Here is a 26955-nt window from a genome sequence, read left to right on the forward strand (position 1 = left end):
TAATAGTTTGAAACTCAAATGATAAACTCATCGAACTATTACGTAAGCAAGGAATGATGGAGGCACTATGAAAACACGTATTACAGAATTATTGAACATTGATTATCCTATTTTTCAAGGAGGAATGGCCTGGGTTGCGGATGGTGACTTGGCTGGTGCGGTATCAAAAGCTGGTGGTCTAGGGATCATCGGTGGTGGAAATGCACCTAAAGAGGTCGTAAAGGCTAATATCGATAAAATCAAATTACTTACGGACAAACCTTTTGGTGTCAACATCATGCTCTTGTCACCTTTTGTAGAAGACATCGTTGATCTCGTGATTGAAGAAGGGGTCAAGGTGGTTACAACTGGTGCAGGAAATCCAAGTAAATACATGACTCGTTTCCATGATGCAGGAATTACAGTTATTCCTGTTGTTCCAAGTGTTGCTTTGGCAAAACGCATGGAAAAAATTGGTGCAGATGCAGTTATTGCAGAGGGAATGGAAGCCGGCGGACATATTGGTAAATTAACAACGATGACCTTGGTACGCCAAGTTGCTGCAGCTGTTTCAATTCCGGTTATCGCAGCTGGAGGAATTGCGGACGGTGAAGGTGTCGCTGCAGGCTTTATGCTTGGTGCAGAGGCCGTTCAAGTCGGTACGCGTTTCGTAGTAGCTAAGGAATCTAACGCCCATCCAAAATACAAGGAAAAAATCTTAAAAGCGCGTGATATCGATACGACAATTTCCGCTCAACACTTTGGACATGCTGTTCGTGCCATTAAAAATCAGTTGACACGTGACTTTGAACAGGCTGAAAAAGATGCCTTTAAACAAGAAAATCCAGACTTGGAAATCTTTGAACAAATGGGGGCTGGTGCTCTTGCTAAAGCCGTTGTTCATGGAGATGTAGAAGGTGGATCTGTCATGGCAGGTCAGATCGCTGGTTTGGTTTCTAAAGAGGAAACTGTCGAAGAAATCCTAAAAGATCTATACTATGGTGCAGCCAAAAAAATTCAAGAAGAAGCCTCTCGTTGGGCAGGAGTTGTAAGAAATGACTAAAACAGCCTTTCTATTTGCCGGTCAAGGTGCTCAGTATCTAGGGATGGGGCGTGATCTCTATGATCGCTATCCTATCGTCAAGGAAACAATTGACCAAGCCAGTCAGGTTTTGGGTTATGACCTTCGTGATTTGATTGATAAGGAAGAAGCCAAGTTAAACCAGACTCGCTATACGCAACCAGCTATTTTAGCGACTTCGGTTGCTATTTACCGACTATTGAAAGAAAAGGGTTACCAGCCGGATATGGTGGCAGGGCTGTCCCTCGGAGAATATTCGGCTCTTGTAGCAAGTGGTGCCTTGGACTTTGAAGAGGCAGTTGCATTGGTTGCTAAGCGTGGTGCTTATATGGAAGAGGCTGCACCTGCAGGATCTGGAAAGATGGTAGCCGTTCTTAATACTCCAGCTGAAGTGATTGAGGAAGCTTGTGAAACAGCCTCTAAAGTTGGAGTAGTGACTCCAGCTAACTACAACACCCCAAGCCAAATCGTTATCGGTGGTGAGGTGGCTGCGGTTGACCGCGCAGTTGAACTCTTGCAGGAAGCAGGAGCAAAACGATTGATTCCTTTAAATGTATCTGGTCCTTTCCATACAGCTCTTCTTGAGCCAGCCAGTCAGCAACTAGCTGGAGCTCTTGAAGGAGTGAGTTTCTCTGACTTTACTTGCCCACTAGTCGGCAATACGGAAGCTACTGTTATGGAAAAAGGTCGAATCCAAGAGCTTTTGACGCGTCAGGTCAAAGAACCTGTTCGTTTTTATGAAAGTATTGCTGTGATGCAGGATGCTGGGGTAACCAACTTTATTGAAATTGGTCCGGGTAAGGTCCTATCAGGCTTTGTCAAAAAAATCGATAAAACAGCTCAGCTAGCTAACGTTGAAGACCAAGCAAGCTTGGATACTTTGTTAGGAAACTAATGATCCCTTCTCCCACAAAATACAACAGGAAATAGGAGAAATAGAATGCAACTTACAAACAAAAATGTCTTTGTAACAGGTTCAAGTCGTGGTATCGGACTTGCCATTGCTCACAAATTTGCTCAACTAGGCGCTAATGTAGTTTTGAATAGTCGTGGAGCAATCTCAGAAGAATTACTGGCTGAGTTTTCAAACTACGGTGTCAAAGTAGTACCAATCTCAGGTGATGTTTCAGACTTTGCAGATGCCAAGCGTATGGTAGATCAAGCGATTGCAGAACTCGGTTCTGTCGATGTCTTGGTCAACAATGCTGGGATCACTCAGGATACGCTTATGCTCAAGATGACCGAAGAAGACTTTGAAAAAGTGATTAAGATCAACTTGACAGGTGCCTTCAACATGACGCAAGCAGTCTTGAAACAGATGATCAAGGCACGTGAAGGTGCGATCATCAACATGTCCAGTGTGGTCGGTTTGGTGGGAAATATCGGACAAGCCAACTATGCAGCTTCTAAAGCGGGTTTGATTGGTTTTACCAAGTCAGTAGCGCGTGAAGTTGCCAATCGTAATGTGCGCGTAAATGCTCTTGCACCAGGAATGATCGAGTCAGATATGACTGCTGTTTTATCTGATAAGGTCAAGGAAGCGACATTGGCACAAATCCCAATGAAACAGTTTGGTCAAGCAGATCATATCGCAGATGCTACAGTGTTCCTGGCCGGACAGGATTATTTGACTGGACAAGTTCTCGCTGTTGATGGCGGACTTAGCATGTAAAAAATAAGGAAAGATATAGGTAAGACAGATGAAACTAAATCGAGTTGTAGTAACAGGTTACGGATTGACCTCTCCTATCGGAAATACTCCAGAAGAATTTTGGAACAGTTTGCAAACTGGAAAAATTGGAATTGGAGAAATCACTAAATTTGACCACAGCGAATTTGCTGTGCACAATGCGGCAGAAGTTCAAGATTTCCCATTTGATAAATACTTTGTCAAAAAAGATACCAACCGTTTTGACAACTATTCTTTGTATGCCTTGTATGCAGCTCAAGAAGCGGTAACAAATGCGAATCTTGATGTAGAAGCAATCGATAAAGATCGCTTTGGTGTCATCGTTGCTTCTGGTATTGGGGGAATTAAAGAAATCGAAGATCAGGTTATCCGTCTTCATGAAAAAGGTCCAAAACGCGTTAAACCAATGACACTTCCAAAAGCCTTGCCAAATATGGCTTCAGGAAATGTTGCGATGCGTTTCGGAGCAAACGGTATCTGTAAATCAATCAATACAGCCTGTGCCTCATCAAATGATGCCATTGGGGATGCCTTCCGTTCTATCAAGTTTGGTTTCCAAGATGTCATGTTAGTTGGTGGATCAGAATCATCTATCACTCCTTTTGCTATCGCTGGATTCCAAGCTTTGACAGCTCTTTCTACGACAGAAGATCCTACCCGTGCTTCTATTCCATTTGATAAAGACCGTAACGGCTTTGTGATGGGAGAAGGTTCAGGGATGCTGGTTCTTGAAAGTCTGGAACACGCTGAAAAACGTGGTGCGACTATCCTGGCTGAAGTAGTTGGCTATGGTAATACCTGTGATGCTTACCATATGACTTCACCTCATCCAGAAGGTCAAGGCGCCATCAAGGCTATTAAACTGGCTTTGGAAGAAGCAGAAATTTCTCCAGAGCAAGTGGCTTATGTAAATGCCCATGGAACTTCAACTCCTGCTAATGAAAAAGGAGAAAGTGGTGCGATCGTAGCTGTTCTTGGTAAAGAAGTACCTGTATCTTCAACCAAGTCCTTCACAGGACACTTGCTTGGGGCTGCAGGAGCGGTAGAAGCAATCGCTACAATCGAAGCCATGCGCCATAACTTCGTGCCAAAAACAGCTGGAACAAGCGAGTTATCAGACTATATCGAGGCGAATGTCGTTTATGGACAAGGCTTGGAGCAAGAAATCCCTTATGCTATTTCAAACACTTTTGGTTTTGGTGGACACAATGCGGTTCTTGCTTTCAAACGTTGGGAGAATAAATAATTATGAATTTAAATGAGATCAAGGACTTGATGGCTCAATTCGACCAATCAAGTTTGAGAGAATTTTCTTATAAAAATGGACAGGACGAATTGCAGTTCAGTAAGAATGAAGCAAGAATAGTTTCTGAAGTACCAGCTCCAGTTCCTTCAGCGCCAGCTGCAGTGGTTGCTAGTCCAGCAGTTTCAGCCCCTTCGACTTCAGTAGAGAGTGCAGTAGAAGAAGCACCAGCACCAGCTGAAACGACGGTTGCTCCAGAAGGTGATGTCGTTGAGAGCCCACTTGTTGGGGTTGCTTACTTGGCTGCTGGACCAGATAAACCTGCCTTTGTCACAGTTGGAGACAGTGTTAAAAAAGGCCAGACTTTGGTGATCATCGAAGCCATGAAAGTCATGAATGAAATTCCTGCACCTAAGGATGGTGTGGTGACAGAAATTCTCGTTTCAAATGAAGAAATGGTTGAGTTCGGTAAAGGATTGGTACGTATCAAATGATCGATATTCAAGGAATTAAAGAAGCTCTACCCCATCGCTACCCTATGCTCCTAGTGGACCGTGTCTTGGAAGTGAGCGAAGATACTATTGTTGCCATTAAAAATGTGACCATAAACGAACCTTTCTTTAATGGTCATTTTCCTCAATACCCAGTTATGCCAGGTGTTCTTATCATGGAAGCCTTGGCTCAGACTGCTGGTGTCTTGGAATTGTCCAAACCTGAAAATAAAGGGAAACTGGTCTTCTACGCTGGAATGGACAAGGTTAAGTTCAAGAAGCAAGTTGTACCAGGTGATCAATTAGTCATGACAGCTACTTTTGTCAAACGTCGTGGTACGATTGCCGTGGTTGAAGCAAAGGCTGAAGTAGATGGCAAGCTTGCGGCGAGTGGTACTCTTACCTTTGCAATTGGAAACTAAGGAGGTTCTCCATGTTTCGTAAAATTTTAATTGCCAATCGTGGTGAGATTGCGGTTCGCATTATTCGCGCTGCGCGTGAATTGGGCATTGCGACCGTAGCAGTCTATTCAACTGCTGATAAGGAAGCTCTTCACACACTCCTAGCGGATGAAGCTATCTGTATCGGACCTGGTAAGGCGACAGAATCTTATCTCAATATCAACGCTATTTTATCGGCTGCAGTCTTGACAGAAGCAGAAGCCATCCACCCAGGTTTTGGTTTTCTTAGCGAAAACTCCAAGTTTGCTACTATGTGTGATGAAGTGGGAATTAAGTTCATCGGTCCTTCTGGAGCCGTAATGGATACCATGGGAGATAAGATCAATGCGCGTGAGCAAATGATCAAGGCTGGGGTTCCAGTTATCCCAGGATCTGATGGTGAAGTTCACACGGCTGAAGAGGCACTTGCAGTTGCAGAAAAGATTGGCTACCCAGTCATGCTCAAGGCATCGGCAGGTGGTGGTGGAAAAGGGATTCGTAAGGTTGAAAAGGCAGAAGACTTGGTCGCAGCCTTTGAAACAGCATCCAGTGAAGCCAAGGCCAACTTTGGAAATGGCGCAATGTATCTTGAGCGTGTGATTTATCCAGCTCGTCATATCGAGGTCCAAATCCTTGCTGATCAAGAGGGTCATGTTGTCCATCTTGGTGAACGGGATTGTTCACTCCAACGGAATAACCAAAAGGTCTTAGAAGAAAGCCCATCCATTGCGATTGGCAAAACCCTTCGTAATGAAATTGGTGCTGCGGCTGTTCGAGCTGCAGAGTCTGTAGGTTATGAAAATGCAGGGACGATTGAATTTCTTCTCGATGAAGCCAGTGGCAATTTCTACTTCATGGAAATGAATACTCGTGTTCAAGTTGAACACCCCGTCACAGAGTTTGTTTCAGGTGTTGATATCGTAAAAGAGCAGATTCGCATTGCTGCCGGGCAACCTTTACCTTTCAAACAAGAAGACATCGTCCTACGAGGTCATGCTATCGAGTGCCGGATCAATGCGGAAAATCCAGCATTTAACTTTGCTCCAAGCCCAGGTAAAATTACCAATCTCTATCTACCAAGTGGTGGAGTTGGCTTGCGCGTGGACTCAGCAGTTTATCCAGGTTATACCATTCCTCCTTACTATGATAGTATGATTGCTAAAATCATTGTTCATGGGGAGAATCGTTTTGATGCATTGATGAAGATGCAACGGGCACTTTATGAACTTGATATTGAAGGAGTGCAAACCAATGCAGACTTCCAGTTGGATCTGATTTCAGACCGCCGAGTTATCGCTGGTGACTACGATACTTCCTTCTTGATGGAAACTTTCTTGCCAAAATACCAAGAAAAAGAATAGACTTTCAAACAGTATGAGAACTAAAAGGGGGAGTTATGGCTCTATTTAGTAAAAAGGATAAGTATATTCGGATCAATCCTAACCGTTCCGTAAGGCAGAAACCACAAGCCAAGCCTGAGGTTCCGGATGAACTCTTCTCCCAGTGTCCTGGTTGTAAACACACCATTTACCAAAAGGATCTTGGGAGCGAACGAATTTGTCCCCATTGTAGCTATACTTTCCGTATTTCGGCTCAGGAACGCTTGGCTTTGACGATTGATTCTGACAGCTTTGTGGAGATGTTTACGGGTATTGAGACTCAAGATCCATTAAACTTTCCTGGCTACCAGAAAAAACTTGCTACTATGCGTGAAAAGACAGGTTTGGATGAAGCTGTCCTGACTGGTACAGCTAGCATCAAGGGAGAAAAAGTTGCCCTTGGGATCATGGATTCAAACTTTATCATGGCTTCTATGGGAACCGTTGTGGGTGAAAAAATCACGCGCTTGTTTGAGTATGCAACGGTAGAAAACTTGCCAGTCGTACTCTTCACAGCTTCTGGTGGAGCCCGTATGCAAGAAGGAATCATGAGCTTGATGCAGATGGCTAAAATTTCTGCGGCAGTTCAACGTCATTCCAAGGCAGGACTTTTTTACCTGACTATTTTGACGGATCCGACAACAGGCGGAGTGACAGCTTCTTTTGCTATGGAAGGTGATATTATCCTAGCAGAGCCCCAGAGTTTGGTTGGTTTTGCTGGGCGTCGTGTTATCGAAAATACAGTTCGAGAGACCTTGCCGGATGACTTCCAAAAGGCAGAATTTTTGCTTGAACATGGATTTGTTGATGCAATTGTCAAACGGATAGAATTGCCTGAAACAATTGCTAAATTAGTGAGATTGCATGGAGGAAGTCGCGGATGAATATTGCAAAAATAGTCAGAGAGGCACGTGAGCAAAGTCGCTTGACAGCCCTTGATTTTGCCAATGGAATCTTCGATGAATTTATCGAATTGCATGGAGACCGCTCTTTCCGAGATGATGGTGCGGTCATTGGTGGAATTGGCTGGTTAGGTGACCAAGCGGTCACAGTCGTCGGTATCCAAAAGGGGAAGAGTCTTCATGATAACCTCAAACGGAACTTTGGGCAACCCCATCCAGAAGGCTATCGCAAGGCTCTTCGTTTGATGAAACAGGCAGAAAAATTTGGTCGTCCAGTTGTAACCTTCATCAACACTGCTGGAGCTTACCCAGGTGTTGGAGCTGAGGAACGTGGACAAGGGGAAGCAATCGCTCGAAACCTGATGGAAATGAGCGACCTCAAGGTTCCAATCATCGCGATTATTATCGGTGAAGGAGGGTCTGGAGGTGCATTAGCACTAGCCGTTGCTGACCGTGTCTGGATGCTGGAAAATTCGATCTATGCCGTGCTCAGTCCAGAAGGCTTTGCCTCTATCCTTTGGAAGGATGGGAGCCGTGCTATGGAGGCGGCAGAGTTGATGAAGATCACTTCACACGAACTCCTAGAAATGGGTATCGTTGACAAGGTAATCTCAGAAGCAGGGCTTTCCAGTAAGGAACTGCAAGCTCACCTTAAAAATGAATTGCGTGTAGAGCTTGACCGCTTGCAAGGATTAGCCTTGGAACAGCTCCTCGAAGAACGTTACCAACGGTTTAGAAAATACTAAAAAGAAAGCTAGAACTGAGTAAAGGTTCTAGCATTTTTTTCTAGAGAACATACATTTCAGGACGAAAAATTGACAGTTGAGGAGAAGACTAATAAAATAGATAAAAAAGAACTATACTATAAATGTGAGCCTACAATAATCTATTTTAAGAAGGTACTTGCAATGACAGGTACAGAAACATTTACAGTTCTTTCAACTGAGGACTTAGAGAAAACTTCAGGTAGTGGCATGATTTGGTTAGTTGATGATAGACATTGGGATTCGCCATATGCATATAGTTTAGCGACAGAATGGAGTACAATACTGAATCATGCGACTAGACGTGCTTATGGTATTGGCTGTTGATAAATTAAAGGTGTAAGTATGAAAAAACTAGGGCATTTAGGGGTCTATACATTACTGGTATTCCTATCGGTTTATCTACCAGAGTTAGGAACTATGTATCTGACTAAGTTTTTTGGATGGGGGATAGATGGATATTCTATCATTTCACTTGTTTGGGAACTAGTTCTTGTAGTCTTATTTGTCTTTTGGTTAAAAAAGAAAGAGATGCTCTTTATCTTTGAAAAAAAGGCTTGGACTTGGTCAACGATTTTTCCCCTTGTAGTCAGCCTAGTAGCTTGTTATTTTGTTCGTCAATTGGTGGATGCTTTCCAGATACAGTATCACTATTTAGTTGATAACAAGTATATTTTTCAAAAACTACTTTCTATCCTTTATTCAAATGGACAACCAACTTTTCTATCAACCGTTCTCGGTTTTATTTTAACAGTAGTCGTCGCCCCTATATCAGAGGAGCTAATTGATAGAGGGTATTTTATGAATACCTTCTTTTTCCAGTCCAAGTATTACTTGGATGTCATCTTGTCAGCTCTTATCTTTGGGATTAGCCATTTAATCCTAACTCACCGAGACCCTATCAGTTTAATTATTTATAGTTTTATTGGTCTTTTCTTTGCTCTAGTATATCGTTGGACAAAGAACTTAAAAATCACCATCCTGTGCCATAGTTTTTTCAACTTTCTCATTTATGCAAAACCCATCTGGATTTTTGTTTATAATTATGTCTATTACCACTTTTTTAGATAGTGGGATGCAAAGAAAAAGTGTTTGATATTTGTCAAACACTTTTTCTAATTTGAGTAGAAGATAGAGAAGTCTTTTTTTACAATCTCTTGTTTTTCAATGAGTAAAGCTACCATTCAGGACGAAAAATTGACAGTTGAGGAGAAGACTAATAAAATAGATAAAAAAGAACTATACTATAGATGTGAGCCTACAACAATATTTTAAGAAGGTACTTAATATGACAGGTACATATACATTTACAGTTCTTTCGACTGAGGACTTAAAGCAAACTTCAGGTAGTCTTGCTGTTTGGGAAGATGGATATGGTAGATGGTTATATTATAGAGAATTTGCTTCCTATATGGGGCAAGGGGCACTTAATTCTTATAGAAATGCTTGGAAGTACGGCTTCTGAGCAGGATAATCTTTCAAAAAAAGTACGATGAGAAACACAAAGAAACTAAGACAATTTGGAATATTTTTGCTTATTATTTTACTATCTACCTATTTACCACAAACAATTGGATTGTATGTGGCAATCATTTTAGGGTTAGGCGCTGATGTCTATTCCCTTATTTTAACAATAGGATTAGTAGGAAGTTTCCTTCTATTAATCTGGTGGTTAAAAAAGCAAAAGATGCTCTTTATCTTTGAGAAAAAGAGCTGGAACTGGTCATTTGTCTTCTATTTATTTGCAAGTTATGTGGTTTATCAGATTCTCGGTAATTTTTGGGCACGCTATGCTCATTTGATTAATCATAGGAATATTCATGATGATTATTTTACCGTGGTTTTTTCAAATGGACAACCAACTTTTTTATCGACTATCTTATCTTTTGTCCTGCCTGTAATTATCGGCCCTGTTTTTGAGGAGACTCTTGATAGAGGGTATTTTATGAATACCTTCTTTCCTAAGTCAAAGTACTATTTAGATGTCATCTTATCAGGCCTTATCTTTGGACTTAGTCATTTGATACTATCTCACCGAGACCCAATTAGTTTATTATATTATAGTCTGATTGGTTTCTTTTTTGGCCTTGTTTATCGTTCTACCGACAATCTGAGATTAACGATTCTCTGTCATAGTTTTTTTAACTTTCTCAATCATGCAAAACCTATCTGGATTTTTGTTTATAATTATGTCTATTACCACTTTTTTAGATAGTGGAAGGCAAAGAAAAAAGTGTTTGATGTTTGTCAAACACTTTTTCTATTTACTGTTCTTCTGTTACAAACTGGCTGAGCAGTCCATTGATAAAACGGGCAGATTTTTGATCTGAGAAGTCCTTTGCAAGCTCGATAGCTTCATTAACAGCAACCAACTGTGGAGTGTCAAATGAAGTGATTTCAAAGACTCCCAAGCGAAGGAGGTTTCTCTCCACGAGCGTTAAACGTTCAATGGTCCAACCTGCTTTTAGATGTTGTGTGATTTGCTTGTCTAGTTCTTCCTTTTTAGTTTGAACACCAGAAACGAGCTCTGTCAAAAAGGCTGGGATTTGCACATCCGTATCTTCACGATCGTGTGTGTAGGCGAAATGACAAGCAGTTTCGACGTCTGTATCAAACTCAAGACTCATAAGAGCTTGAAAGGCACACTTACGGAGCTCACGTCTAGATTCTAATAGTAGACTAGTCATTGAGGAAGTCCTCGTCAAATAGATCTTTCAATTCTGGTTTTGGTGTTTTATCTGGAACGATACCTGCAACGTGGATATTGATAGCAGCGAGTTCTACATCAGCCATATTGCGGACTGCATCTTTGACAGCTTTTTGGATAGCAACAGCTACCTTAGGAACTTTTACTCCGTACTCAAGGTAGAGGTAGATATCTGCTGTGAGTTCTTCGTCCACGTTTTTAAGATAAACACCGCGGCCGAGTGAAAGTTTTGAAAGGGTATCAGATACTGATTTGTTTGAAAAAGAGTGTACGCCCTCTACCTTTGCAGTAGCAACAGCAATGATTTTTTCAAGTACACGTGGGGCGATAACGATTTCGCCAAGTTGTTCTTCAATTCCCATAGAATGACCTCTTTCTAGAGATTAGGCACGAGAAACGTAAGTTCCTTCTGCAGTGTTGATAACGAGTTTTTGTCCTGCTTCGATGAAGTCTGGAACGTTTACGACAAGTCCAGTTTCCATCGTTGCTGGTTTACCAGAACCTGTAACAGTAGCACCTTTGATAGATGGTTGAGTTTCTGCAACTGTCAATTCGACAGTAGTTGGTACAGTTACACCGATTACTTCAGTTCCGTAGAATTGGATTTTCACATCAGAGTTTTCAAGGATGTAAAGCAATTCGTTTTCAACATTGACTACAGGGATTTCGTATTGGTCGTAAGTTTCTGTATTCATGAAGTAAGCTGTGTCATCCATTTTGTACAAGTATTGAGCTGGGACAGTCTCGATAATAGCTTGTTCAAATTTTTCCTCTGGACGGTAGCTTGTGTCAAATGTAGAACCAGTACGGACATCACGCAATTTCATACGCATGATCGTGTTTCCTTTACCTGGTTTGTGGTGGCTAGCTTCCAAAACGCGGATCAATTTACCATCAGCTGTTTCAAAGGTCATACCAGCTTTTAATTTACTTGCTTCAATCATGTTTTTACCTCTTTAATAAATATTATTACTCTTCATTTTACCATAAAATACTCTGGAAATAAAGCCAAAATAGTTATTGGGAGTTGGTAGAGAAGAAAAAACCAACCTTAGGGCTGGTTTTGTTCTGTCTAGTTTTCTTTCAACTTCGCCAATTCTTGTGCAAGGAGTTTAAGGGCAACTTGTGGGTTGGCTTGGCCTTTGGTTGCCTTCATAAGGAATCCTGTGAAGGCCTTGTCTGCGTTGCGTTTACCTGACTTGAAGTCGGCAACAGCAGATTGGTTATCGGCAAAGACTTGGTGGATGATTGGAATCAAGATATCTGGATCTGAGATTTGCACCAAGCCAGCTTTTTCCACGTATTCACGCGCCCCACCGCCATTTTTAGCCAGGTGGACAAAGACTTTCTTGGCAATCTTAGATGAGATGGTACCATCTTCAATGATGGCAATCATTTCTACTAAGTTTTCTGGTGTTAATTCGATTTGTTCTAGTGTTTTGCCTTCAGCGTTCAAGAATTGAGCGACTTCTCCTTGGAGCCAGTTTGAGACTTGCTTAGCATCGCCACCGAGGGCAACAGCTTTTTCAAAGAAGTCAGAAGTGACTTTGTTTGCAGTCAACTGACTAGCGTCGTAGTCTGACAAGCCAAGGTCAGCAACGTAGCGAGCACGGCGTTCTTTTGGAAACTCTGGCAACTCTGTACGCATTTCTTCGATCCACTCATCAGAGATTTCAAAGAGGGGTAGGTCTGGTTCTGGGAAGTAGCGGTAGTCTGCAGCCCCTTCCTTGACACGCATGAGGATGGTTGCTTTGTTAGCTTCATCGTAACGGCGTGTTTCTTGACGAATTTGACCACCTGAGCGAAGGATTTCGGCTTGACGTTGGACTTCGTATTCAAGACCCTTGCGAACATTTGAGAAGGAATTCAAGTTCTTCAACTCAGTCTTGGTACCGAATTTCTCTTGACCATAAGGACGAAGAGAGATGTTGGCATCCACACGCATAGAACCTTCTTCCATCTTAACGTCAGAAATACCAGCGTACTGGATGACTTCCTTGAGGGCTGTCAGGTAAGCATAGGCTTCTTCTGGCGAACGCATGTCAGCTTCAGATACAATCTCAATCAATGGTACCCCTTGGCGGTTGAGGTCTACATAGGAGTAGCCATCTGTACCGTGGGTGTTTTTACCAGCGTCTTCTTCTAGGTGAGCACGTTCGATACCGATTTTCTTAGTTGTACCGTCTTCGAGCTCCACTTCAATCCAGCCGTTATAACCGATTGGCTCATCAAACTGGGAAATTTGGTAGGCCTTTGGATTATCAGGGTAGAAGTAGTTCTTGCGGTCAAAGTGCATCTTTTTATGGATGTCCATGTTGAGGGCAAGAGCTGCCTTGATTCCGGCATCGACAACACCTTTATTGAGAACAGGCAGTACGCCAGGGAAAGACCAGTCAATCACGTTGGTGTTGGCGTTTTGGTCATTTCCGAAGTGGGCAGAAGTTGGTGAGAAGATTTTTGAATTGGTGTTGAGCTCTACGTGGACTTCAAGTCCAATGACTGTTTCAAAGTTCATTAGTTATCACCTCCAAAAATCACGGGTTGTTGTTTGTGGTAGTCTGTTGTTGCTTCAAAAGCAGCGGCAGCTTGGTAAATGGTCTCCTCAGAGTACTTAGGACCGATCAATTGGAGACCAACAGGTAGACCTTGAGCAAATCCAGCAGGAATCGAAATCCCTGGGAGACCTGCCAAGTTGACAGGGATGGTCAAAAGATCTGCCAAGTACATGGCAACCGGGTCGTGGTTGAGTGAGTCCAAGTCATAGGCAACGCTTGGTGCAGTTGGTCCCAAAATTAAGTCGTAATCCGCAAAGACTTTTTCGAAATCTTGAATGATAAGGGTACGGACTTGACCAGCTTTCTTGTAGTAGGCATCGTAGTAACCTGATGAAAGGCTGAAAGTACCTAGCATGATACGACGTTTCACTTCTTCACCGAAACCTTGGCTACGGCTGTTTACATAGATTTCGTCAAGATTCGTCGCATCCTCTGCGCGGTAGCCGTAACGGATACCGTCAAAGCGTTGCAAGTTTGAGGATGCTTCTGATGAAGCGATGATGTAGTAAACGGCAACACCGTATTTAGAGTGAGGAAGGCTCACTTCTTCGACGATAGCGCCAAGTTTCTCAAAGTGTTTGGCTGCCTTGATAATGGTTTCTTTAACTTCTGGGTCAATCCCTTCACCAAGGTATTCCTTAGGCAAAGCAATTTTCATGCCTTTGATGTCTTGACCGATTTTGGAAGTAAAGTCGGCAATGCGGACAGGAGCAGAAGTCGAGTCTTTGGCATCTTCGCTGGCAATAGCGTTGAGCAAGAGGGCATTCTCCTTAACAGTTGGTGCAAAGGGACCGATTTGGTCTAGAGAGCTACCAAAGGCAATGAGCCCGAAACGTGAAACCGTTCCGTAGGTTGGTTTGAGACCGACGATCCCGTTGAAGGCAGCAGGTTGGCGGATGGAACCACCAGTATCAGAACCAAGTGACAAGCGGACTTGTCCTGACGCTACAGCTGCAGAAGAACCACTTGATGAACCACCAGGAACCTTGGTCTGGTCCCAAGCATTTTTAGTTGCTCCGTAGTGAGAAGTCTCACCTGAACCACCCATGGCAAACTCGTCCATGTTGGTTTTTCCGACAACAATCATACCCTTAGCTTTGGCATTGGCAACGGCTGTCGCATCAAAGATAGGCTCGTAGTTGTAGAGCATTTTTGAGGCTGCAGTTGTCAGGATACCATCTGTAGAGATATTATCTTTAACAGCCAGTGGAATTCCTGAAAGGACATTATCCGCGTCAATTCCAGCTTCATCAATATTCTTAGCTTGAGCAAGGGCTTGCTCTTCAGCGATAGTGACAAATGCGTTGATAGTTGTCTCGCGAGACTTGATATCTTCAAGCGTAGCTTGGGTCAATTCAGTTGCTGAAATTTCCTTAGAGACAAGGAGGTTGTGCAAGTCTTCAATAGTTTTGCTATTAAAAGTCATTAGGCATCTCCTCCATCGTCTAGAATCGCTGGTACCTTGATATAGTAGTTTTCTTTTTCAGGTACGTTTTTAAACAAGCGGTCACGGTCTGTTCCTTCTTCGGCAACATCAGGGCGGAGTACGGTCTTGCGGTCAGCCATGGTTGTAGTAGGTGCGACACCAGTCGTGTCGACTTCGCCTAGCAATTCAACCATGTCAACAATTTTAGATAAGGTTGTCGCAAAGGCAGCAGTTTCTTCTTCAGAGAATTTTAATTTTGAAAGATTGGCAACGTGTGTTACCTCTTCTTGCGTAATTTTCATCTTGCATCCTTTCGTGAAATGATGATTTTTAGTCTGTTCTATTTTACCATATTTTCCTATAAATAAGCTAAGGCAAACTGAAAAGAAATAGAAATTGAAAAATCGCTTTTAATTCGCTATAATAGTTAAACTAAAAGAAAAATTGAGTGAGACTAGAGATTAATGTAGGAAGAATTCCTCGAAAGATGAGTTAGGATAGAAAATATGCTACATAATTTTTTTACAAGATTCCAAACCGTACCTCCTCCTATTTCGCTCTTTTGGTATGGGATTATGATGCTTGTCTTAGTGCTTTGTATTTATGGAGCACTTGCTTATCACAAGAATCCACGCTTTGTCTACTTGTTTAAGGGGATTCAGATTCTCCAGTTACTAGCTCTTTATAGTTGGTATGTTGGTTTTGGGATTCCGTTTTCTAATAGCCTTCCTTTTTATCATTGTCGTTTGGCTATGTTTGCAGTGATTTTCTTGCCAGATAAATGGCGGAGCAAGCAATACTTTGCCCTCTTAGGAGCAAGTGGAGCGGTCTTTGCTTTGGTTTACCCCGTTTTTGACCCCTATGATTTTCCCCATATCACTAGTTTTTCATTTTTGATTGGGCACTATGCCCTTTTGGTGAATTCTTTGGTCTACTTGATGAATCACTATGACAAGAGCCTGCTCAAGAAATATATGATTGTAGCCTATACCTTTATCCTCAATCTCTTTCTAGTTGGGGTTAATCAGGTGACTGGTGGAAATTATGGCCTCTTAAGAGATACACCGTTTATCTCTCATGCACCTCTATGGATAAAGCACCTCCTTGTGTCGGTTATTCTTTCTCTAGCTTTGCTTCTCTTTGATATCTTGTTCAAGAAACGGTGGAAAAAGAGAAATCAGGTGAAATCTGTGCTCTAGCCTACCTTTTTCATCGGATGAGCAATTGAAAAACTCCCCAAAATCCGATATAATGGAGAGTTGAAAGGAATGGTAAAATCCAATGTAAAAATCATTCTTAGCTACTGAAACAACTAAAAATAGAAAATCAAAGAAAGAGAACTTATGACTATTCAAGAAGAAATTAAGAAACGCCGTACCTTTGCCATTATCTCCCATCCGGACGCGGGGAAAACAACCATTACTGAGCAGTTGCTCTACTTTGGGGGCGAGATTCGTGAGGCTGGTACTGTAAAAGGAAAGAAAACAGGGACTTTTGCCAAGTCTGACTGGATGGATATCGAGAAACAACGTGGGATTTCGGTAACTTCATCTGTTATGCAGTTTGACTACGACGGCAAACGCGTCAACATCCTCGACACACCAGGGCACGAGGACTTTTCAGAAGACACCTATCGGACCTTGATGGCGGTGGATGCTGCGGTCATGGTCGTGGACTCTGCCAAGGGTATCGAGGCCCAAACCAAGAAATTGTTTGAGGTTGTCAAACATCGTGGTATTCCAGTCTTTACCTTTATGAACAAGCTGGACCGTGATGGCCGTGAGCCACTGGACCTCTTGCAAGAATTGGAAGAAGTCTTGGGTATTGCGAGTTATCCGATGAACTGGCCAATCGGGATGGGGAAAGCTTTTGAGGGCTTGTATGACCTCTATAACCAACGTTTAGAACTTTATAAAGGGGATGAGCGTTTTGCCAGTCTGGAAGAAGGAGACAAGCTCTTTGGAAGCAATCCTTTCTACGCTCAGGTTAAGGATGACATCGAACTTTTGCAAGAAGCAGGAAATGAATTTTCAGAAGAAGCTATTCTTGCAGGAGAACTGACTCCGGTCTTCTTCGGTTCAGCCCTGACTAACTTTGGGGTGCAGACCTTCCTTGAGACCTTCCTTAAGTTTGCTCCAGAACCACATGGACACAAGAAGACAGACGGTGAAATTGTCGATCCTTATGACAAGGATTTCTCAGGATTCGTTTTTAAAATCCAAGCCAACATGGACCCTCGTCACCGTGACCGTATCGCCTTTGTCCGTATCGTATCGGGGGAATTTGAGCGCGGTATGAGTGTTAATCTGCCTCGTACTGGGAAGACTGCCAAGCTTTCTAATGTTACCCAGTTTATGGCGGAAAGTCGTGAGAATGTGACCAATGCTGTTGCAGGAGACATCATCGGGGTTTACGATACCGGTACTTATCAGGTTGGAGACACTTTGACGGTTGGAAAAAACAAGTTTGAATTTGAACCACTACCAACCTTTACACCTGAAATTTTCATGAAAGTTTCTGCTAAGAACGTCATGAAGCAAAAATCCTTCCACAAGGGAATGGAACAGTTGGTACAAGAAGGAGCCATTCAGCTTTATAAGAATTACCAAACAGGCGAGTACATGCTGGGCGCTGTAGGTCAACTTCAGTTTGAAGTGTTTAAACACCGTATGGAAGGTGAGTACAACGCTGAAGTTGTCATGACTCCAATGGGTAAAAAGACCGTTCGTTGGATCAAGCCGGAAGACCTAGACGAGCGTATGTCTTCAAGCCGAAATATCTTGGCCAAAGACCGCTTCGACCAACCAGTATTCCTTTTTGAAAACGACTTTGCCCTCCGCTGGTTTGCGGATAAGTATCCGAATGTTGAGTTAGAGGAAAAAATGTGATTCAGTAAGTCCTATTAGACTTACCTAACTGCCTCACTAACTGGGTTTTACAAATGAAATCGATTTGTAAAACTCAGTGTCGTAATCTAACAATCGGTGACCGCTATGGTGGCTTACCTAAATGCTTTACTAGGAAAAGTCCGCGAATAATATCGATTCGTGGATTTTTTCATATAGTAAAGGTAATTGAAGTCAAAGGTAAATTAAAAACCTCAAAGAAATCATGTTACATGAATTCTTCTGAGGTTTTTCTAGTTTCCATATTTCTGATAAAAATCGACCTTGACCTGAATGAAGGTTTCGGCTTCGCGTAGTAGCTGCAGGAGGGTAGCACGGGTTTCAAACTCCTCACGTGTTTTAGGGAGACTCCGATTGCGGAAGACTTGCAGATAGCGTTTGATGTCATCAAGTAGCTCGTTGGCAGGATTGGTCTGGCTTAGCTGGGCAGCGATCTTAGAAAAGAGCTGGGCCAAAATCAAACTCTCACTTGCGGCCAGATGACAGGTATTGATCTGCTGGGCCATATTTCGCAGGATACGACTTTGCCGTTGCCTCATCTCAAAGTAGTGGATATGGTAGTCCGTCTGGTGAAAGAGGTGGTCTGAGTGATCCAAATAGACCAGCTTGAGGGCCTCATCAAGGAGGTTGTCTAATTGGTCAACGAGTTGGGCTTGATTGCGTCCGTCTCCCCTCGACAGATAGTATTTAAAGCGAAGCAGGATGCCTTTTAACTTTTCTTCGACCTGAAGGTGGTAGCTTTGGATGGCTTTATCACGAGAGGGCATATAAAGATTGACCAATAGAGCAAAGCTTGTCCCGATGAGAAAGAGGAACACTTCATTGAGCAAGAGATCTGGAGAGGTAGACTCCTGTACCAAAAGATGACTGACCAAGACACTGCTAGGGGTGATGCCAATTTCCCAACCCATTTTATAGGCTAGAGGCACGTAGAGAGCCAGATAGAGCCCGAGGCTCCAGATGTGAAAGCCTGTCAGCTGAAAGGCTAGAACACCGATAGCCAGTGCTAGGAGCATGGAAAAGAGGCGGTTACGTGCCAATTTCAGCGTGCTTCTGCGCGTGTCGGATAGGCTTAAGAGGGCGATAATTCCAGCTGACACTGCTGATGATAAATCTAAAAAATAAGCGAGAAAACAAGCGAGACAGGTCGCTAAGATCAGTTTTGTCGTACGTTGGGTGATAGACATGAGAATTTCCTATAATACTAGAATAAGAGTATAAAAGACAAGGCTTGGAAGACTTGTCTTAAAAAATCTATTTTTTACGTGCCGACGCGTACTCAGCTACTGCTGTAAAGAGGACGTCGGTAGAAGAGTTTAGGGCAGTTTCGCAGGAATCTTGGACGACACCGATGACAAAACCAACTCCGACTACCTGCATAGCAACGTCATTTGAAATCCCAAAGAGACTACAAGCGACGGGAATGAGGAGGAGTGATCCGCCAGCGATTCCAGAAGCTCCGCAGGCAGAAATAGCAGCCACTACACTGAGCACAAAAGCTGTACCAAAGTCGACAGAGATTCCTAGCGTATTGACTGCAGCTAGAGTCAGAATGTTAATGGTTACGGCTGCGCCAGCCATGTTAATAGTGGAGCCAAGAGGGATAGAAACAGAGTAGGTATCTGGATTGAGTCCTAGATCTTGGCAGAGTTTCATGTTGACAGGGATATTAGCGGCAGAACTACGAGTAAAGAAAGCTGTAATTCCACTGACACGCAAACATTTAAAAACAAGGGGATAAGGATTTTCTCTCATAAAGAAAAAGGCAATGAGGGGATTGATGACAAGGGCCACAAAAGCCATAGTTGCAATCAAGAGTCCTAGCAAAATTCCGTAGTTAGCAAGGCTGGTAATTCCTTTATCAGAGATGGTCTTGAAGACCAAGCCCATAATTCCGAAAGGTGCCAAATTGATAATCCACTCTACAATCTTGGAAGTTACACCAGCCATGGTTTTGAGCAATTCCTTGCTGTTTTTGCTAGCTTCTCTCATAGCAAGTCCAAAGACAACAGCCCAGGATAGGATCCCGATATAATTAGCTTGGACGATGGCATTGAGGGGATTGTCCACGAGATTCAGTAGGAGGTTGCTGAGAACTTGACCGATGCCGTCTGGTGGGGCAATCTCTGTGCTCGCACTGCTGAGAGTAATCTGGACGGGGAAGAGAAAACTAGCCAGTACAGCAACCAAGGCAGCAGCAAAGGTACCGAGTAGATAGAGAAAAATAACGGTCTTCATATTGGTATCTTGCCCTTTTTGATGTTGTGAGAGGGCATTTGCGACGAGGGTAAAGACCAAGACAGGAGCGATGGCTTTCAGACCCCCAACGAATAGGTCACCGAGAATGCCGAGCCCTGACAGACTAGGGAAAAGTAGCCCTAGAGAGGCTCCCAGAAGCATGCCGATTAGGATACGTTTGATGAGGCTGGCCTTGTTCCAGGCTCGAATGATTTTTTTCATAATAGTCTCCTTCAAAATGTATTGTTTATGATTATAGTATAAATATGCCGTTGAGGCAAGTCTTTTTTTGAGTTTGGGAGAATATCGGAATATTTATGAGGGATTTGAACGGGATGATTTGTGGTATAATACTAAAAAGGAGTTTTGTATGCAAGAATTTTTTCAACGTTATCTTGATAAATTGGATGTAACAACTGTATTAGAGAATCTCTTGACCAAGCTGATTTCTCTTTTAATTTTGTTTCTGTTATTTTATATAGCTAAAAAGATGCTTCATGCGACTGTACGAAAGATTGTCAAGCCCTCACTTAAATTCTCAAATCGGGATGCAGGAAGACAAAAGACCATCTCTCGTTTGCTTGAGAATATCTTTAACTACACCCTTTATTTCTTTTTAATTTACTGTATCTTGTCTATTTTGGGCTTGCCAGTTTCCAGCCTCCTTGCTGGGGCAGGAATTGCTGGGGTTGCCATTGGGATGGGAGCTCAAGGCTTTTTATCCGATGTCATCAACGGCTTTTTCATCCTCTTTGAACGCCAGCTCGATGTGGGCGACGAAGTGGTCCTCACAAATGGTCCTATTACCGTATCTGGAAAGGTTGTCAGTGTAGGAATCCGTACGACCCAACTTCGCAGTGATGACCAAGCCCTTCACTTTGTTCCCAACCGAAATATCACTGTTGTCAGCAACTTCTCTCGTACAGAGTAGGTCTGCTATTTTGGCAGATTTGTGGTACAATAGAAAGAGTTTGGTAAAGGAGAGAGTATGCTATTTGTAGAGAAAAAACTAGGTCATGATTGTACCTGGATAGACCTTGATGTGGACAAGATTAAAAACATGGAAGATCTTTCTGACATCTATGGATTGGACAAGGAAACCATCGAGTATGCTCTGGATAGAAATGAACGAGCCCACATGGATTATAACCGTGAAACGGGGACGGTAACCTTCATTTACAATGTTCTTGATTTAGAAAAAGACAAAGAATATTATGAAGCGATTCCGATGACCTTTATCGTTGAAAAACAACGGCTGATCACCATCAGCAATCACAAGAATACTTATGTGATTAAACGTATGGCGACCTATCTTGAAAGCCATGAAATTATTTCCATCTACAAATTTCTTTTTGCCAGTTTAGAGATTATTAGTAATGCTTATTATCCAGTTATTGAAGAGATGGATAAAAGTAAGGATGAAATCAGTGCACTTCTTCGTCAAAAAACAACTAAAAAAAATCTTTTTGCCCTCTCTGACTTGGAAACTGGTATGGTTTACCTGACAGCTGCTGCCAAACAAAATCGTCTTCTCTTGGAACATATCCAAGGGCATGCTCTTTATCGCAATCTTAATGAGGTAGAAAGAGAGCAGTTTGATGATGCTATGATTGAAGCGCATCAGTTGGTTTCGATGACAGACTTGATTTCTCAAGTTTTGCAACAACTCTCAGCCTCTTACAACAACATCCTAAATAATAATTTGAATGATAATTTGACAACTTTGACAATTATCTCAGTCTTGCTGGCTATCCTTGCGGTTATTACAGGATTCTTCGGAATGAATGTCCCTTTACCGTTTACAGATGAACCGAATGCTTGGATTTATATTTTGATAGCTAGTCTAATTTTATGGGCAGTCTTAGCCCAATGTTTAAAGAAAATTGCTAGAAATTAAAAAGAAAAGGAGCCAGAATGGCAATTGAAAACTATATGCCAGATTTTGCTGTGGGGGCAGTCTATGATCTGACAGTCCCAAGCCTGCAGGCGCAGGGAATCAAGGCTGTTTTGGTCGATTTGGACAATACCCTCATTGCTTGGAATAACCCTGATGGAACGCCAGAGATGAAGCAATGGCTACATGACCTCCGTGACGCAGGTATCCGCATCATCGTGGTCTCAAATAATACCAAAAAACGGGTTCAACGAGCAGTTGAAAAATTTGGGATTGATTACGTTTATTGGGCCTTGAAGCCCTTCACATTTGGGATTGACCGTGCCATGAAGGAATTTCACTACGAAAAAAATGAAGTGGTCATGGTCGGCGATCAACTTATGACAGATATACGAGCGGCTCATCGTGCAGGCATTCGCTCAATCTTGGTCAAACCCTTGGTCCAACACGACTCGATCAAAACGCAAATCAACCGAGCTCGTGAGCGCCGTGTCATGCGAAAAATAACGGAAAAGTACGGACCAATTACATATAAAAAAGGAATTTAACTATGGAAGAAATTCTCTGTATTGGTTGTGGAGCAACCATTCAGACGACAGACAAGGCTGGTCTTGGTTTCACTCCCCAATCAGCACTCGAAAAAGGTTTGGAGACTGGCGAAGTCTATTGCCAACGTTGTTTCCGTCTCCGCCACTACAATGAAATCACGGATGTCCAGTTGACAGATGATGACTTCCTCAAGCTCTTGCACGAGGTGGGAGACAGTGATGCCTTGGTGGTCAATGTCATTGATATCTTTGACTTTAATGGCTCTGTCATCCCAGGTTTGTCACGTTTTGTGTCGGGCAATGATGTCCTCTTGGTTGGAAATAAAAAAAATATCCTGCCCAAGTCTGTTAAACCGAGCAAGATTAGCCAGTGGCTCATGGAACGTGCCCACGAAGAAGGTCTTCGCCCCGTGGATGTCGTTCTCACTTCAGCCCAAAACAAGCATGCTATCAAGGAAGTCATTGACAAGATTGAACACTACCGCAAGGGCCGTGATGTATACGTAGTTGGGGTGACCAACGTTGGAAAGTCAACCCTTATCAACGCTATTATCCAAGAAATCACAGGTGACCAGAATGTCATCACGACTTCGCGCTTTCCAGGGACGACCTTGGACAAGATTGAGATTCCGCTTGACGACGGATCTTATATCTATGATACGCCGGGAATTATTCACCGCCACCAGATGGCCCACTACTTGACAGCCAAAAACCTCAAGTATGTCAGCCCTAAAAAGGAAATCAAGCCTAAAACCTATCAGCTAAACCCTGAGCAAACCCTGTTTCTAGGTGGTTTGGGACGATTTGACTTCATTGCAGGAGAAAAGCAAGGTTTTACTGCCTTCTTTGACAATGAACTTAAACTCCACCGTACCAAGCTAGAAGGTGCTAGTGCTTTCTATGACAAGCACTTAGGAACCCTTTTGACGCCACCAAATAGCAAGGAAAAAGAGGACTTTCCAAAACTAGTCCAGCATGTATTTACCATCAAGGACAAAACAGACCTAGTCATCTCAGGACTCGGCTGGATCCGAGTAACAGACACTGCCAAAGTCGCCGTCTGGGCACCAGAAGGCGTCGCCGTCGTCACACGAAAAGCAATTATTTAAACACAGAAAGGAAAGGGTTGTCTTTATTAAGGCGAGCGTTGCGAGCCCGTAGAGAATACTTTTCGCCGTGGTGTTAGTTGGTACAAGTGATTGTACCAACTGCGGAAAATTTGAGACCTTAGGCTCAAATTTTAGTCATGAAAGTTCGAAGGACTTTGCTGACGTCCGTCACCACTTTAGAAAAGTATAAAAAGAAACTCTTTTTAAGAAATTATGTCATTAACATCGAAACAACGTGCCTTCCTCAACAGCCAGGCACACACCCTCAAACCCATCATTCAAATCGGGAAAAATGGACTTAACGACCAAATCAAAACCAGCGTCCGTCAAGCTCTTGACGCTCGCGAATTGATCAAGGTTACTCTCTTACAAAACACAGACGAAAACATCCACGAAGTAGCTGAAATCTTGGAAGAAGAAATCGGTGTGGATACAGTCCAAAAAATCGGACGCATCTTGATTTTGTTTAAGCAATCCAGCAAGAAAGAAAATCGCAAGATTTCTAAAAAAGTCAAAGAAATCTAAAACCCTACTCCAAACAACTGTTTTTACAGAGAATTAAAGGAAGACGAGCCTATGGCAATCGAATTATTGACTCCCTTTACCAAGGTAGAGTTGGAGCCAGAAATCAAGGAGAAAAAACGCAAACAAGTCGGGATTTTAGGGGGAAATTTTAACCCTGTTCACAATGCCCATCTGATTGTTGCGGACCAAGTGCGACAACAGTTGGGACTGGACCAGGTCTTGCTCATGCCCGAATACCAACCTCCTCACGTAGATAAAAAGGAAACCATCCCTGAGCACCACCGCCTCAAGATGCTTGAGTTGGCGATTGAGGGGATTGAAGGACTAGCCATTGAAACCATTGAGTTAGAGCGCAAGGGTATTTCCTACACCTACGACACCATGAAACTTCTAACTGAGAAGAATCCAGATACGGATTATTACTTCATTATCGGGGCTGATATGGTGGACTATCTGCCTAAGTGGTACCGAATTGATGAGCTGGTCGACATGGTTCAGTTTGTTGGAGTTCAGCGCCCACGCTACAAGGCAGGGACTTCCTATCCAGTTATCTGGGTGGATGTGCCTCTCATGGACATCTCGTCCAGCATGGTGCGTGACTTCATTGCCCAAGGTCGGAAGCCTAACTTTCTCCTACCTCAGCCAGTGCTAGACTACATCGAGAAGGAGGAGCTTTACTGATGGCATACCAAGACTATATCAACTGTTCCCGTGAGGTTTTGTTGGAAAAAATGGCAGAGCTTCTGCCTGAGAAACGCTTAACCCATTGTCTTGGTGTAGAGCGTGCAGCTATAGAGTTAGCCGAGAGATTTGGAGTCGATACCGAGAAAGCTGGTTTAGCAGGCCTTCTTCATGATTATGCTAAAAAACTGTCAGATCAGGAATTTCTAGACTTGATTGACCGTTATCAGCTAGACCCTGACCTCAAAAACTGGGGCAATAATGTCTGGCATGGGATGGTTGGCATCTACAAGATTCAGGAAGATTTGGATTTGCATGATTCTGAAATCCTGCGAGCTATTGAAATCCATACGGTCGGAGCTGGTCAGATGACTGATCTTGATAAGGTTATCTACGTCGCAGACTACATTGAGCACAATCGTGCCTTTCCTGGAGTGGAACAGGCGCGTGAAATTGCTGAGCTATCGCTCAATAAGGCAGTGGCCTACGAAACAGCGCGAACTGTGGAACATTTGGCTCATCAGGGATTCCCCATCTATCCCCAAACCCTTGAAACCTATAACGCCTTTGTACACTATTTGAAAGAGGACTAAATGAACGAAAAAGAATTACTAGAACTAGTCGTGAAAGCGGCTGATGAGAAACGTGCGGAGGATATCCTTGCACTTGACGTACAAGATTTGACCAGCGTGACGGACTACTTTGTCATCACGAGCTCTATGAATAGTCGTCAGTTGGACGCTATTGCTGATAACATTCGTGAAAAAGTAGCGGAAGCAGGCTTTAAAGGCAGCCATGTTGAAGGCGATGCAGCTGGAGGCTGGGTTTTGTTGGACCTCGGTGGTGTCGTTGTGCATATCTTCTCAGAAGAAATGCGTGCCCACTATAACCTAGAAAAACTCTGGCATGAGGCGGAGTCAGTAGATTTATCTGAAACTTTATAGTCTTTTCCTTTATCTTTTATTACGGCGTTAACTCATTTTGCCTAACTCTAGTTATGCCTGCAATTCGTTGCCTAGTACTAAAAGCAAATGAAAAGACTATAGCGTTACAATTGAACTCAGTTGCAGTCAACTGGGTTTATTTGCTTATTTTAGAAAAAATTGATAGAAAGGTGAGAGCGTTGTGTTTTGTTCATCTCGAAACTGAACACGAGCTAAAAGCTGCGAGAAAAAGATAAACTTCCTTTGTATCTGACGATACAGCAGAAAGTTTCCTATTTTCTCCCTGCTTTTAACGCTCTTTGTATCTTAATTATGGCGACTTATGAAACCTTTGCGGCTGTTTACGATGCTGTGATGGATGATAGTTTATACGATAAATGGACGGATTTTTCTCTACGTCATTTGCCTAAGACCAAGGAGAGAAAGAAGCTTTTGGAATTGGCTTGTGGGACAGGTATCCAGTCTGTGCGCTTTTCTCAAGCAGGCTTTGATGTAACTGGACTTGATTTGAGCGCGGATATGTTGAAGATTGCGGAGAAGAGAGCTGCTTCAGCCAAGCAAAAGATTGATTTTATTGAAGGCAATATGCTGGATTTATCCAAGGCTGGTAAATATGATTTTGTGACTTGTTACTCGGACTCTATCTGCTACATGCAGGATGAGGTCGAGGTAGGAGACGTCTTTAAGGAAGTGTATAGTACCCTCAATGAAGATGGAGTTTTCATCTTTGATGTGCATTCGACCTACCAGACAGACGAAGTATTCCCTGGCTATTCCTACCATGAAAATGCGGAAGATTTCGCTATGCTTTGGGACACCTATGAGGACGAAGCTCCTCACTCCATCGTGCATGAGTTGACTTTCTTTGTCAAGGAGGCTGACGGTTCCTTTAGTCGTCACGATGAAGTGCATGAGGAGCGGACCTATGAGGTCCTGACCTATGATATTTTGCTGGAACAGGCCGGTTTCAAGTCCTTCAAACTCTATGCGGACTTTGAGGACAAGGAGCCAACAGAAACCAGCACCCGTTGGTTTTTTGTCGCGCAGAAGTAGGAGAAAAATATTGGGAAAAAATGAAAGTGTTTGGTTTATAATAATTTGCTCATATTTTATTTTTTATCTTATCAAACTTGTTGCTGGCAACTCTGAAGTTATTTCTAAAAATAATGTTTTTAATTCTCTTAAGAACAAAATGAAATCAATTTTTCAAAGTGATACTATAAATTTGAAAAATAATTTGGAGTTTAAAAATATTAAAAAAAATTTTAGAACTTTATTCATAATGTTATTGGGATTTATAATGTTGATAATTTTTATCCCACTCTTATTAATTTTGCAAATTTTAAAGTGGCCAATTATATTTTTAAACAAGATAATTTCTATAGAAAAAGATGAAGGGTTTGAATTTTTTAAATATATTATCTTGCCCCTCATTTTAGGAGTCATATTTGTC

33 protein-coding genes are annotated in these 26955 nt (G+C 42.7%); 25 read left to right on the plus strand and 8 right to left on the minus strand.

Annotated elements, in window-relative coordinates; translation table 11 throughout:
- The first annotated feature begins 67 nt into the window (after positions 1-67).
- The 13 genes from fabK to D8862_RS07130 all read left to right on the plus strand — a co-directional run bounded on the left by fabK (position 68) and on the right by D8862_RS07130 (position 10184).
- Positions 68-1042: an enoyl-[acyl-carrier-protein] reductase FabK gene (gene fabK / locus D8862_RS07070; RefSeq protein WP_000857435.1), complete on the plus strand. Its 975-nt coding sequence runs from the start codon at positions 68-70 to the stop codon at positions 1040-1042.
- Positions 1035-1955, plus strand: coding sequence for an ACP S-malonyltransferase (gene fabD, locus D8862_RS07075; protein WP_125449626.1), 921 nt, complete (start codon positions 1035-1037; stop codon positions 1953-1955). Before fabK ends, fabD begins: the two co-directional genes overlap by 8 nt.
- Positions 1956-2000: 45 nt before the next feature.
- Positions 2001-2732 (plus strand): 3-oxoacyl-[acyl-carrier-protein] reductase, encoded by a 732-nt coding sequence (gene fabG, locus D8862_RS07080; protein WP_125449628.1) that lies wholly within the window; start codon positions 2001-2003, stop codon positions 2730-2732.
- Between the two features lie 28 nt (positions 2733-2760).
- Positions 2761-3996, plus strand: coding sequence for a beta-ketoacyl-ACP synthase II (gene fabF / locus D8862_RS07085; RefSeq protein ID WP_038804087.1), 1236 nt, complete (start codon positions 2761-2763; stop codon positions 3994-3996).
- 2 nt (positions 3997-3998) lie between these two features.
- Complete coding sequence (accB, locus tag D8862_RS07090) at positions 3999-4487, plus strand: acetyl-CoA carboxylase biotin carboxyl carrier protein (protein WP_125449630.1); 489 nt, start codon at positions 3999-4001, stop codon at positions 4485-4487.
- Positions 4484-4906, plus strand: coding sequence for a 3-hydroxyacyl-ACP dehydratase FabZ (gene fabZ / locus D8862_RS07095; RefSeq protein WP_000565515.1), 423 nt, complete (start codon positions 4484-4486; stop codon positions 4904-4906). The genes accB and fabZ overlap by 4 nt, the downstream gene beginning before the upstream one ends.
- 11 nt (positions 4907-4917) lie before the next feature.
- The gene (gene accC / locus D8862_RS07100) at positions 4918-6285 is read left to right on the plus strand and encodes an acetyl-CoA carboxylase biotin carboxylase subunit (protein ID WP_000488665.1); all 1368 of its coding nucleotides are present in this window, start codon (positions 4918-4920) and stop codon (positions 6283-6285) included.
- Between the two features lie 35 nt (positions 6286-6320).
- Positions 6321-7187: an acetyl-CoA carboxylase, carboxyltransferase subunit beta gene (gene accD, locus D8862_RS07105; protein ID WP_125449632.1), complete on the plus strand. Its 867-nt coding sequence runs from the start codon at positions 6321-6323 to the stop codon at positions 7185-7187.
- Positions 7184-7951 (plus strand): acetyl-CoA carboxylase carboxyl transferase subunit alpha, encoded by a 768-nt coding sequence (locus D8862_RS07110; protein WP_125449634.1) that lies wholly within the window; start codon positions 7184-7186, stop codon positions 7949-7951. Before accD ends, D8862_RS07110 begins: the two co-directional genes overlap by 4 nt.
- A gap of 162 nt (positions 7952-8113) precedes the next feature.
- On the plus strand, positions 8114-8296 hold the full coding sequence (locus D8862_RS07115; RefSeq protein ID WP_125449670.1) for a hypothetical protein: 183 nt from the start codon (positions 8114-8116) through the stop codon (positions 8294-8296).
- An 18-nt stretch (positions 8297-8314) separates the two neighbouring features.
- Positions 8315-9040 (plus strand): CPBP family intramembrane glutamic endopeptidase, encoded by a 726-nt coding sequence (locus D8862_RS07120; RefSeq protein WP_125449636.1) that lies wholly within the window; start codon positions 8315-8317, stop codon positions 9038-9040.
- Between the two features lie 217 nt (positions 9041-9257).
- Positions 9258-9434, plus strand: a complete 177-nt coding sequence (gene briC, locus D8862_RS07125; RefSeq protein ID WP_125449672.1) for a biofilm-regulating peptide BriC — start codon at positions 9258-9260, stop codon at positions 9432-9434.
- Positions 9435-9461: 27 nt separating this feature from the next.
- A complete protein-coding gene (locus D8862_RS07130; protein WP_142998961.1) occupies positions 9462-10184 on the plus strand; it encodes a CPBP family intramembrane glutamic endopeptidase in 723 nt (240 codons plus the stop codon).
- Positions 10185-10233: 49 nt separating this feature from the next.
- On the opposite strand, the gene nusB is transcribed toward D8862_RS07130, so the two are convergent.
- From nusB to gatC, 6 genes are all read right to left on the minus strand, one after another.
- Entirely contained in the window at positions 10234-10656 is a 423-nt protein-coding gene (gene nusB / locus D8862_RS07135; protein ID WP_125449638.1) for a transcription antitermination factor NusB, read from the minus strand.
- The gene (locus D8862_RS07140; protein ID WP_125449640.1) at positions 10649-11038 is read right to left on the minus strand and encodes an Asp23/Gls24 family envelope stress response protein; all 390 of its coding nucleotides are present in this window, start codon (positions 11036-11038) and stop codon (positions 10649-10651) included. The genes nusB and D8862_RS07140 overlap by 8 nt, the downstream gene beginning before the upstream one ends.
- A 21-nt stretch (positions 11039-11059) precedes the next feature.
- Positions 11060-11620 carry an elongation factor P gene (gene efp / locus D8862_RS07145; RefSeq protein ID WP_000568640.1) on the minus strand — a complete coding sequence of 187 codons (561 nt, stop codon included), beginning with the start codon at positions 11618-11620 and terminating at the stop codon, positions 11060-11062.
- A 128-nt stretch (positions 11621-11748) separates the two neighbouring features.
- Positions 11749-13191: an Asp-tRNA(Asn)/Glu-tRNA(Gln) amidotransferase subunit GatB gene (gatB, locus tag D8862_RS07150; RefSeq protein WP_125449642.1), complete on the minus strand. Its 1443-nt coding sequence runs from the start codon at positions 13189-13191 to the stop codon at positions 11749-11751.
- Positions 13191-14657: an Asp-tRNA(Asn)/Glu-tRNA(Gln) amidotransferase subunit GatA gene (gene gatA, locus D8862_RS07155; RefSeq protein WP_125449644.1), complete on the minus strand. Its 1467-nt coding sequence runs from the start codon at positions 14655-14657 to the stop codon at positions 13191-13193. Before gatA ends, gatB begins: the two co-directional genes overlap by 1 nt.
- Positions 14657-14959, minus strand: a complete 303-nt coding sequence (gene gatC / locus D8862_RS07160; protein WP_000705412.1) for an Asp-tRNA(Asn)/Glu-tRNA(Gln) amidotransferase subunit GatC — start codon at positions 14957-14959, stop codon at positions 14657-14659. The genes gatA and gatC overlap by 1 nt, the downstream gene beginning before the upstream one ends.
- 204 nt (positions 14960-15163) lie before the next feature.
- On the opposite strand from gatC, the gene D8862_RS07165 reads away from it, so the two are divergent.
- Entirely contained in the window at positions 15164-15856 is a 693-nt protein-coding gene (locus tag D8862_RS07165; RefSeq protein ID WP_125449646.1) for a YwaF family protein, read from the plus strand.
- A 144-nt stretch (positions 15857-16000) separates the two neighbouring features.
- Positions 16001-17545 (plus strand): peptide chain release factor 3, encoded by a 1545-nt coding sequence (locus D8862_RS07175; protein ID WP_125449650.1) that lies wholly within the window; start codon positions 16001-16003, stop codon positions 17543-17545.
- Between the two features lie 251 nt (positions 17546-17796).
- On the opposite strand, the gene D8862_RS07180 is transcribed toward D8862_RS07175, so the two are convergent.
- Positions 17797-18750 carry an aromatic acid exporter family protein gene (locus D8862_RS07180; RefSeq protein ID WP_125449652.1) on the minus strand — a complete coding sequence of 318 codons (954 nt, stop codon included), beginning with the start codon at positions 18748-18750 and terminating at the stop codon, positions 17797-17799.
- Positions 18751-18817: 67 nt separating this feature from the next.
- A complete protein-coding gene (gene sstT / locus D8862_RS07185; RefSeq protein WP_125449654.1) occupies positions 18818-20023 on the minus strand; it encodes a serine/threonine transporter SstT in 1206 nt (401 codons plus the stop codon).
- A gap of 148 nt (positions 20024-20171) precedes the next feature.
- Here sstT and D8862_RS07190 point away from each other — a divergent pair, with 148 nt between their 5' ends.
- From D8862_RS07190 to D8862_RS07240, 10 genes are all read left to right on the plus strand, one after another.
- Complete coding sequence (locus tag D8862_RS07190) at positions 20172-20732, plus strand: mechanosensitive ion channel family protein (RefSeq protein ID WP_125449656.1); 561 nt, start codon at positions 20172-20174, stop codon at positions 20730-20732.
- A gap of 57 nt (positions 20733-20789) precedes the next feature.
- Entirely contained in the window at positions 20790-21698 is a 909-nt protein-coding gene (locus D8862_RS07195) for a magnesium transporter CorA family protein (protein WP_038804075.1), read from the plus strand.
- Positions 21699-21715: 17 nt separating this feature from the next.
- On the plus strand, positions 21716-22243 hold the full coding sequence (locus D8862_RS07200) for a YqeG family HAD IIIA-type phosphatase (protein ID WP_125449658.1): 528 nt from the start codon (positions 21716-21718) through the stop codon (positions 22241-22243).
- A gap of 2 nt (positions 22244-22245) precedes the next feature.
- On the plus strand, positions 22246-23352 hold the full coding sequence (gene yqeH, locus D8862_RS07205) for a ribosome biogenesis GTPase YqeH (RefSeq protein WP_125449660.1): 1107 nt from the start codon (positions 22246-22248) through the stop codon (positions 23350-23352).
- Positions 23353-23565: 213 nt separating this feature from the next.
- Positions 23566-23877, plus strand: coding sequence for a ribosome assembly RNA-binding protein YhbY (gene yhbY / locus D8862_RS07210; RefSeq protein WP_000060169.1), 312 nt, complete (start codon positions 23566-23568; stop codon positions 23875-23877).
- 51 nt (positions 23878-23928) lie between these two features.
- Complete coding sequence (locus D8862_RS07215; protein ID WP_125449662.1) at positions 23929-24558, plus strand: nicotinate-nucleotide adenylyltransferase; 630 nt, start codon at positions 23929-23931, stop codon at positions 24556-24558.
- Positions 24558-25151 carry a bis(5'-nucleosyl)-tetraphosphatase (symmetrical) YqeK gene (gene yqeK / locus D8862_RS07220; RefSeq protein ID WP_125449664.1) on the plus strand — a complete coding sequence of 198 codons (594 nt, stop codon included), beginning with the start codon at positions 24558-24560 and terminating at the stop codon, positions 25149-25151. The genes D8862_RS07215 and yqeK overlap by 1 nt, the downstream gene beginning before the upstream one ends.
- A complete protein-coding gene (gene rsfS / locus D8862_RS07225; RefSeq protein ID WP_125449666.1) occupies positions 25152-25502 on the plus strand; it encodes a ribosome silencing factor in 351 nt (116 codons plus the stop codon).
- A gap of 312 nt (positions 25503-25814) precedes the next feature.
- Positions 25815-26555: a class I SAM-dependent DNA methyltransferase gene (locus tag D8862_RS07235; RefSeq protein WP_125449674.1), complete on the plus strand. Its 741-nt coding sequence runs from the start codon at positions 25815-25817 to the stop codon at positions 26553-26555.
- A gap of 10 nt (positions 26556-26565) precedes the next feature.
- A partial coding sequence (locus tag D8862_RS07240) for a hypothetical protein (RefSeq protein WP_398575026.1) occupies positions 26566-26955 on the plus strand: 390 nt, incomplete at its 3' end.

The organism is Streptococcus oralis, assembly GCF_003942585.1.
Taxonomy (GTDB): domain Bacteria; phylum Bacillota; class Bacilli; order Lactobacillales; family Streptococcaceae; genus Streptococcus; species Streptococcus oralis_BE.

What these genes read in the sequence shown, in the direction of transcription:
- fabK (WP_000857435.1), top strand. Translation starts at nt 68, where the DNA reads ATGAAAACACGTATTACAGAATTATTGAACATTGATTATCCTATTTTT.
- fabD (WP_125449626.1), top strand. Translation starts at nt 1,035, where the DNA reads ATGACTAAAACAGCCTTTCTATTTGCCGGTCAAGGTGCTCAGTATCTA.
- fabG (WP_125449628.1), top strand. Translation starts at nt 2,001, where the DNA reads ATGCAACTTACAAACAAAAATGTCTTTGTAACAGGTTCAAGTCGTGGT.
- fabF (WP_038804087.1), top strand. Translation starts at nt 2,761, where the DNA reads ATGAAACTAAATCGAGTTGTAGTAACAGGTTACGGATTGACCTCTCCT.
- accB (WP_125449630.1), top strand. Translation starts at nt 3,999, where the DNA reads ATGAATTTAAATGAGATCAAGGACTTGATGGCTCAATTCGACCAATCA.
- fabZ (WP_000565515.1), top strand. Translation starts at nt 4,484, where the DNA reads ATGATCGATATTCAAGGAATTAAAGAAGCTCTACCCCATCGCTACCCT.
- accC (WP_000488665.1), top strand. Translation starts at nt 4,918, where the DNA reads ATGTTTCGTAAAATTTTAATTGCCAATCGTGGTGAGATTGCGGTTCGC.
- accD (WP_125449632.1), top strand. Translation starts at nt 6,321, where the DNA reads ATGGCTCTATTTAGTAAAAAGGATAAGTATATTCGGATCAATCCTAAC.
- D8862_RS07110 (WP_125449634.1), top strand. Translation starts at nt 7,184, where the DNA reads ATGAATATTGCAAAAATAGTCAGAGAGGCACGTGAGCAAAGTCGCTTG.
- D8862_RS07115 (WP_125449670.1), top strand. Translation starts at nt 8,114, where the DNA reads ATGACAGGTACAGAAACATTTACAGTTCTTTCAACTGAGGACTTAGAG.
- D8862_RS07120 (WP_125449636.1), top strand. Translation starts at nt 8,315, where the DNA reads ATGAAAAAACTAGGGCATTTAGGGGTCTATACATTACTGGTATTCCTA.
- briC (WP_125449672.1), top strand. Translation starts at nt 9,258, where the DNA reads ATGACAGGTACATATACATTTACAGTTCTTTCGACTGAGGACTTAAAG.
- D8862_RS07130 (WP_142998961.1), top strand. Translation starts at nt 9,462, where the DNA reads ATGAGAAACACAAAGAAACTAAGACAATTTGGAATATTTTTGCTTATT.
- nusB (WP_125449638.1), bottom strand. Translation starts at nt 10,656, where the DNA reads ATGACTAGTCTACTATTAGAATCTAGACGTGAGCTCCGTAAGTGTGCC.
- D8862_RS07140 (WP_125449640.1), bottom strand. Translation starts at nt 11,038, where the DNA reads ATGGGAATTGAAGAACAACTTGGCGAAATCGTTATCGCCCCACGTGTA.
- efp (WP_000568640.1), bottom strand. Translation starts at nt 11,620, where the DNA reads ATGATTGAAGCAAGTAAATTAAAAGCTGGTATGACCTTTGAAACAGCT.
- gatB (WP_125449642.1), bottom strand. Translation starts at nt 13,191, where the DNA reads ATGAACTTTGAAACAGTCATTGGACTTGAAGTCCACGTAGAGCTCAAC.
- gatA (WP_125449644.1), bottom strand. Translation starts at nt 14,657, where the DNA reads ATGACTTTTAATAGCAAAACTATTGAAGACTTGCACAACCTCCTTGTC.
- gatC (WP_000705412.1), bottom strand. Translation starts at nt 14,959, where the DNA reads ATGAAAATTACGCAAGAAGAGGTAACACACGTTGCCAATCTTTCAAAA.
- D8862_RS07165 (WP_125449646.1), top strand. Translation starts at nt 15,164, where the DNA reads ATGCTACATAATTTTTTTACAAGATTCCAAACCGTACCTCCTCCTATT.
- D8862_RS07175 (WP_125449650.1), top strand. Translation starts at nt 16,001, where the DNA reads ATGACTATTCAAGAAGAAATTAAGAAACGCCGTACCTTTGCCATTATC.
- D8862_RS07180 (WP_125449652.1), bottom strand. Translation starts at nt 18,750, where the DNA reads ATGTCTATCACCCAACGTACGACAAAACTGATCTTAGCGACCTGTCTC.
- sstT (WP_125449654.1), bottom strand. Translation starts at nt 20,023, where the DNA reads ATGAAAAAAATCATTCGAGCCTGGAACAAGGCCAGCCTCATCAAACGT.
- D8862_RS07190 (WP_125449656.1), top strand. Translation starts at nt 20,172, where the DNA reads ATGCAAGAATTTTTTCAACGTTATCTTGATAAATTGGATGTAACAACT.
- D8862_RS07195 (WP_038804075.1), top strand. Translation starts at nt 20,790, where the DNA reads ATGCTATTTGTAGAGAAAAAACTAGGTCATGATTGTACCTGGATAGAC.
- D8862_RS07200 (WP_125449658.1), top strand. Translation starts at nt 21,716, where the DNA reads ATGGCAATTGAAAACTATATGCCAGATTTTGCTGTGGGGGCAGTCTAT.
- yqeH (WP_125449660.1), top strand. Translation starts at nt 22,246, where the DNA reads ATGGAAGAAATTCTCTGTATTGGTTGTGGAGCAACCATTCAGACGACA.
- yhbY (WP_000060169.1), top strand. Translation starts at nt 23,566, where the DNA reads ATGTCATTAACATCGAAACAACGTGCCTTCCTCAACAGCCAGGCACAC.
- D8862_RS07215 (WP_125449662.1), top strand. Translation starts at nt 23,929, where the DNA reads ATGGCAATCGAATTATTGACTCCCTTTACCAAGGTAGAGTTGGAGCCA.
- yqeK (WP_125449664.1), top strand. Translation starts at nt 24,558, where the DNA reads ATGGCATACCAAGACTATATCAACTGTTCCCGTGAGGTTTTGTTGGAA.
- rsfS (WP_125449666.1), top strand. Translation starts at nt 25,152, where the DNA reads ATGAACGAAAAAGAATTACTAGAACTAGTCGTGAAAGCGGCTGATGAG.
- D8862_RS07235 (WP_125449674.1), top strand. Translation starts at nt 25,815, where the DNA reads ATGGCGACTTATGAAACCTTTGCGGCTGTTTACGATGCTGTGATGGAT.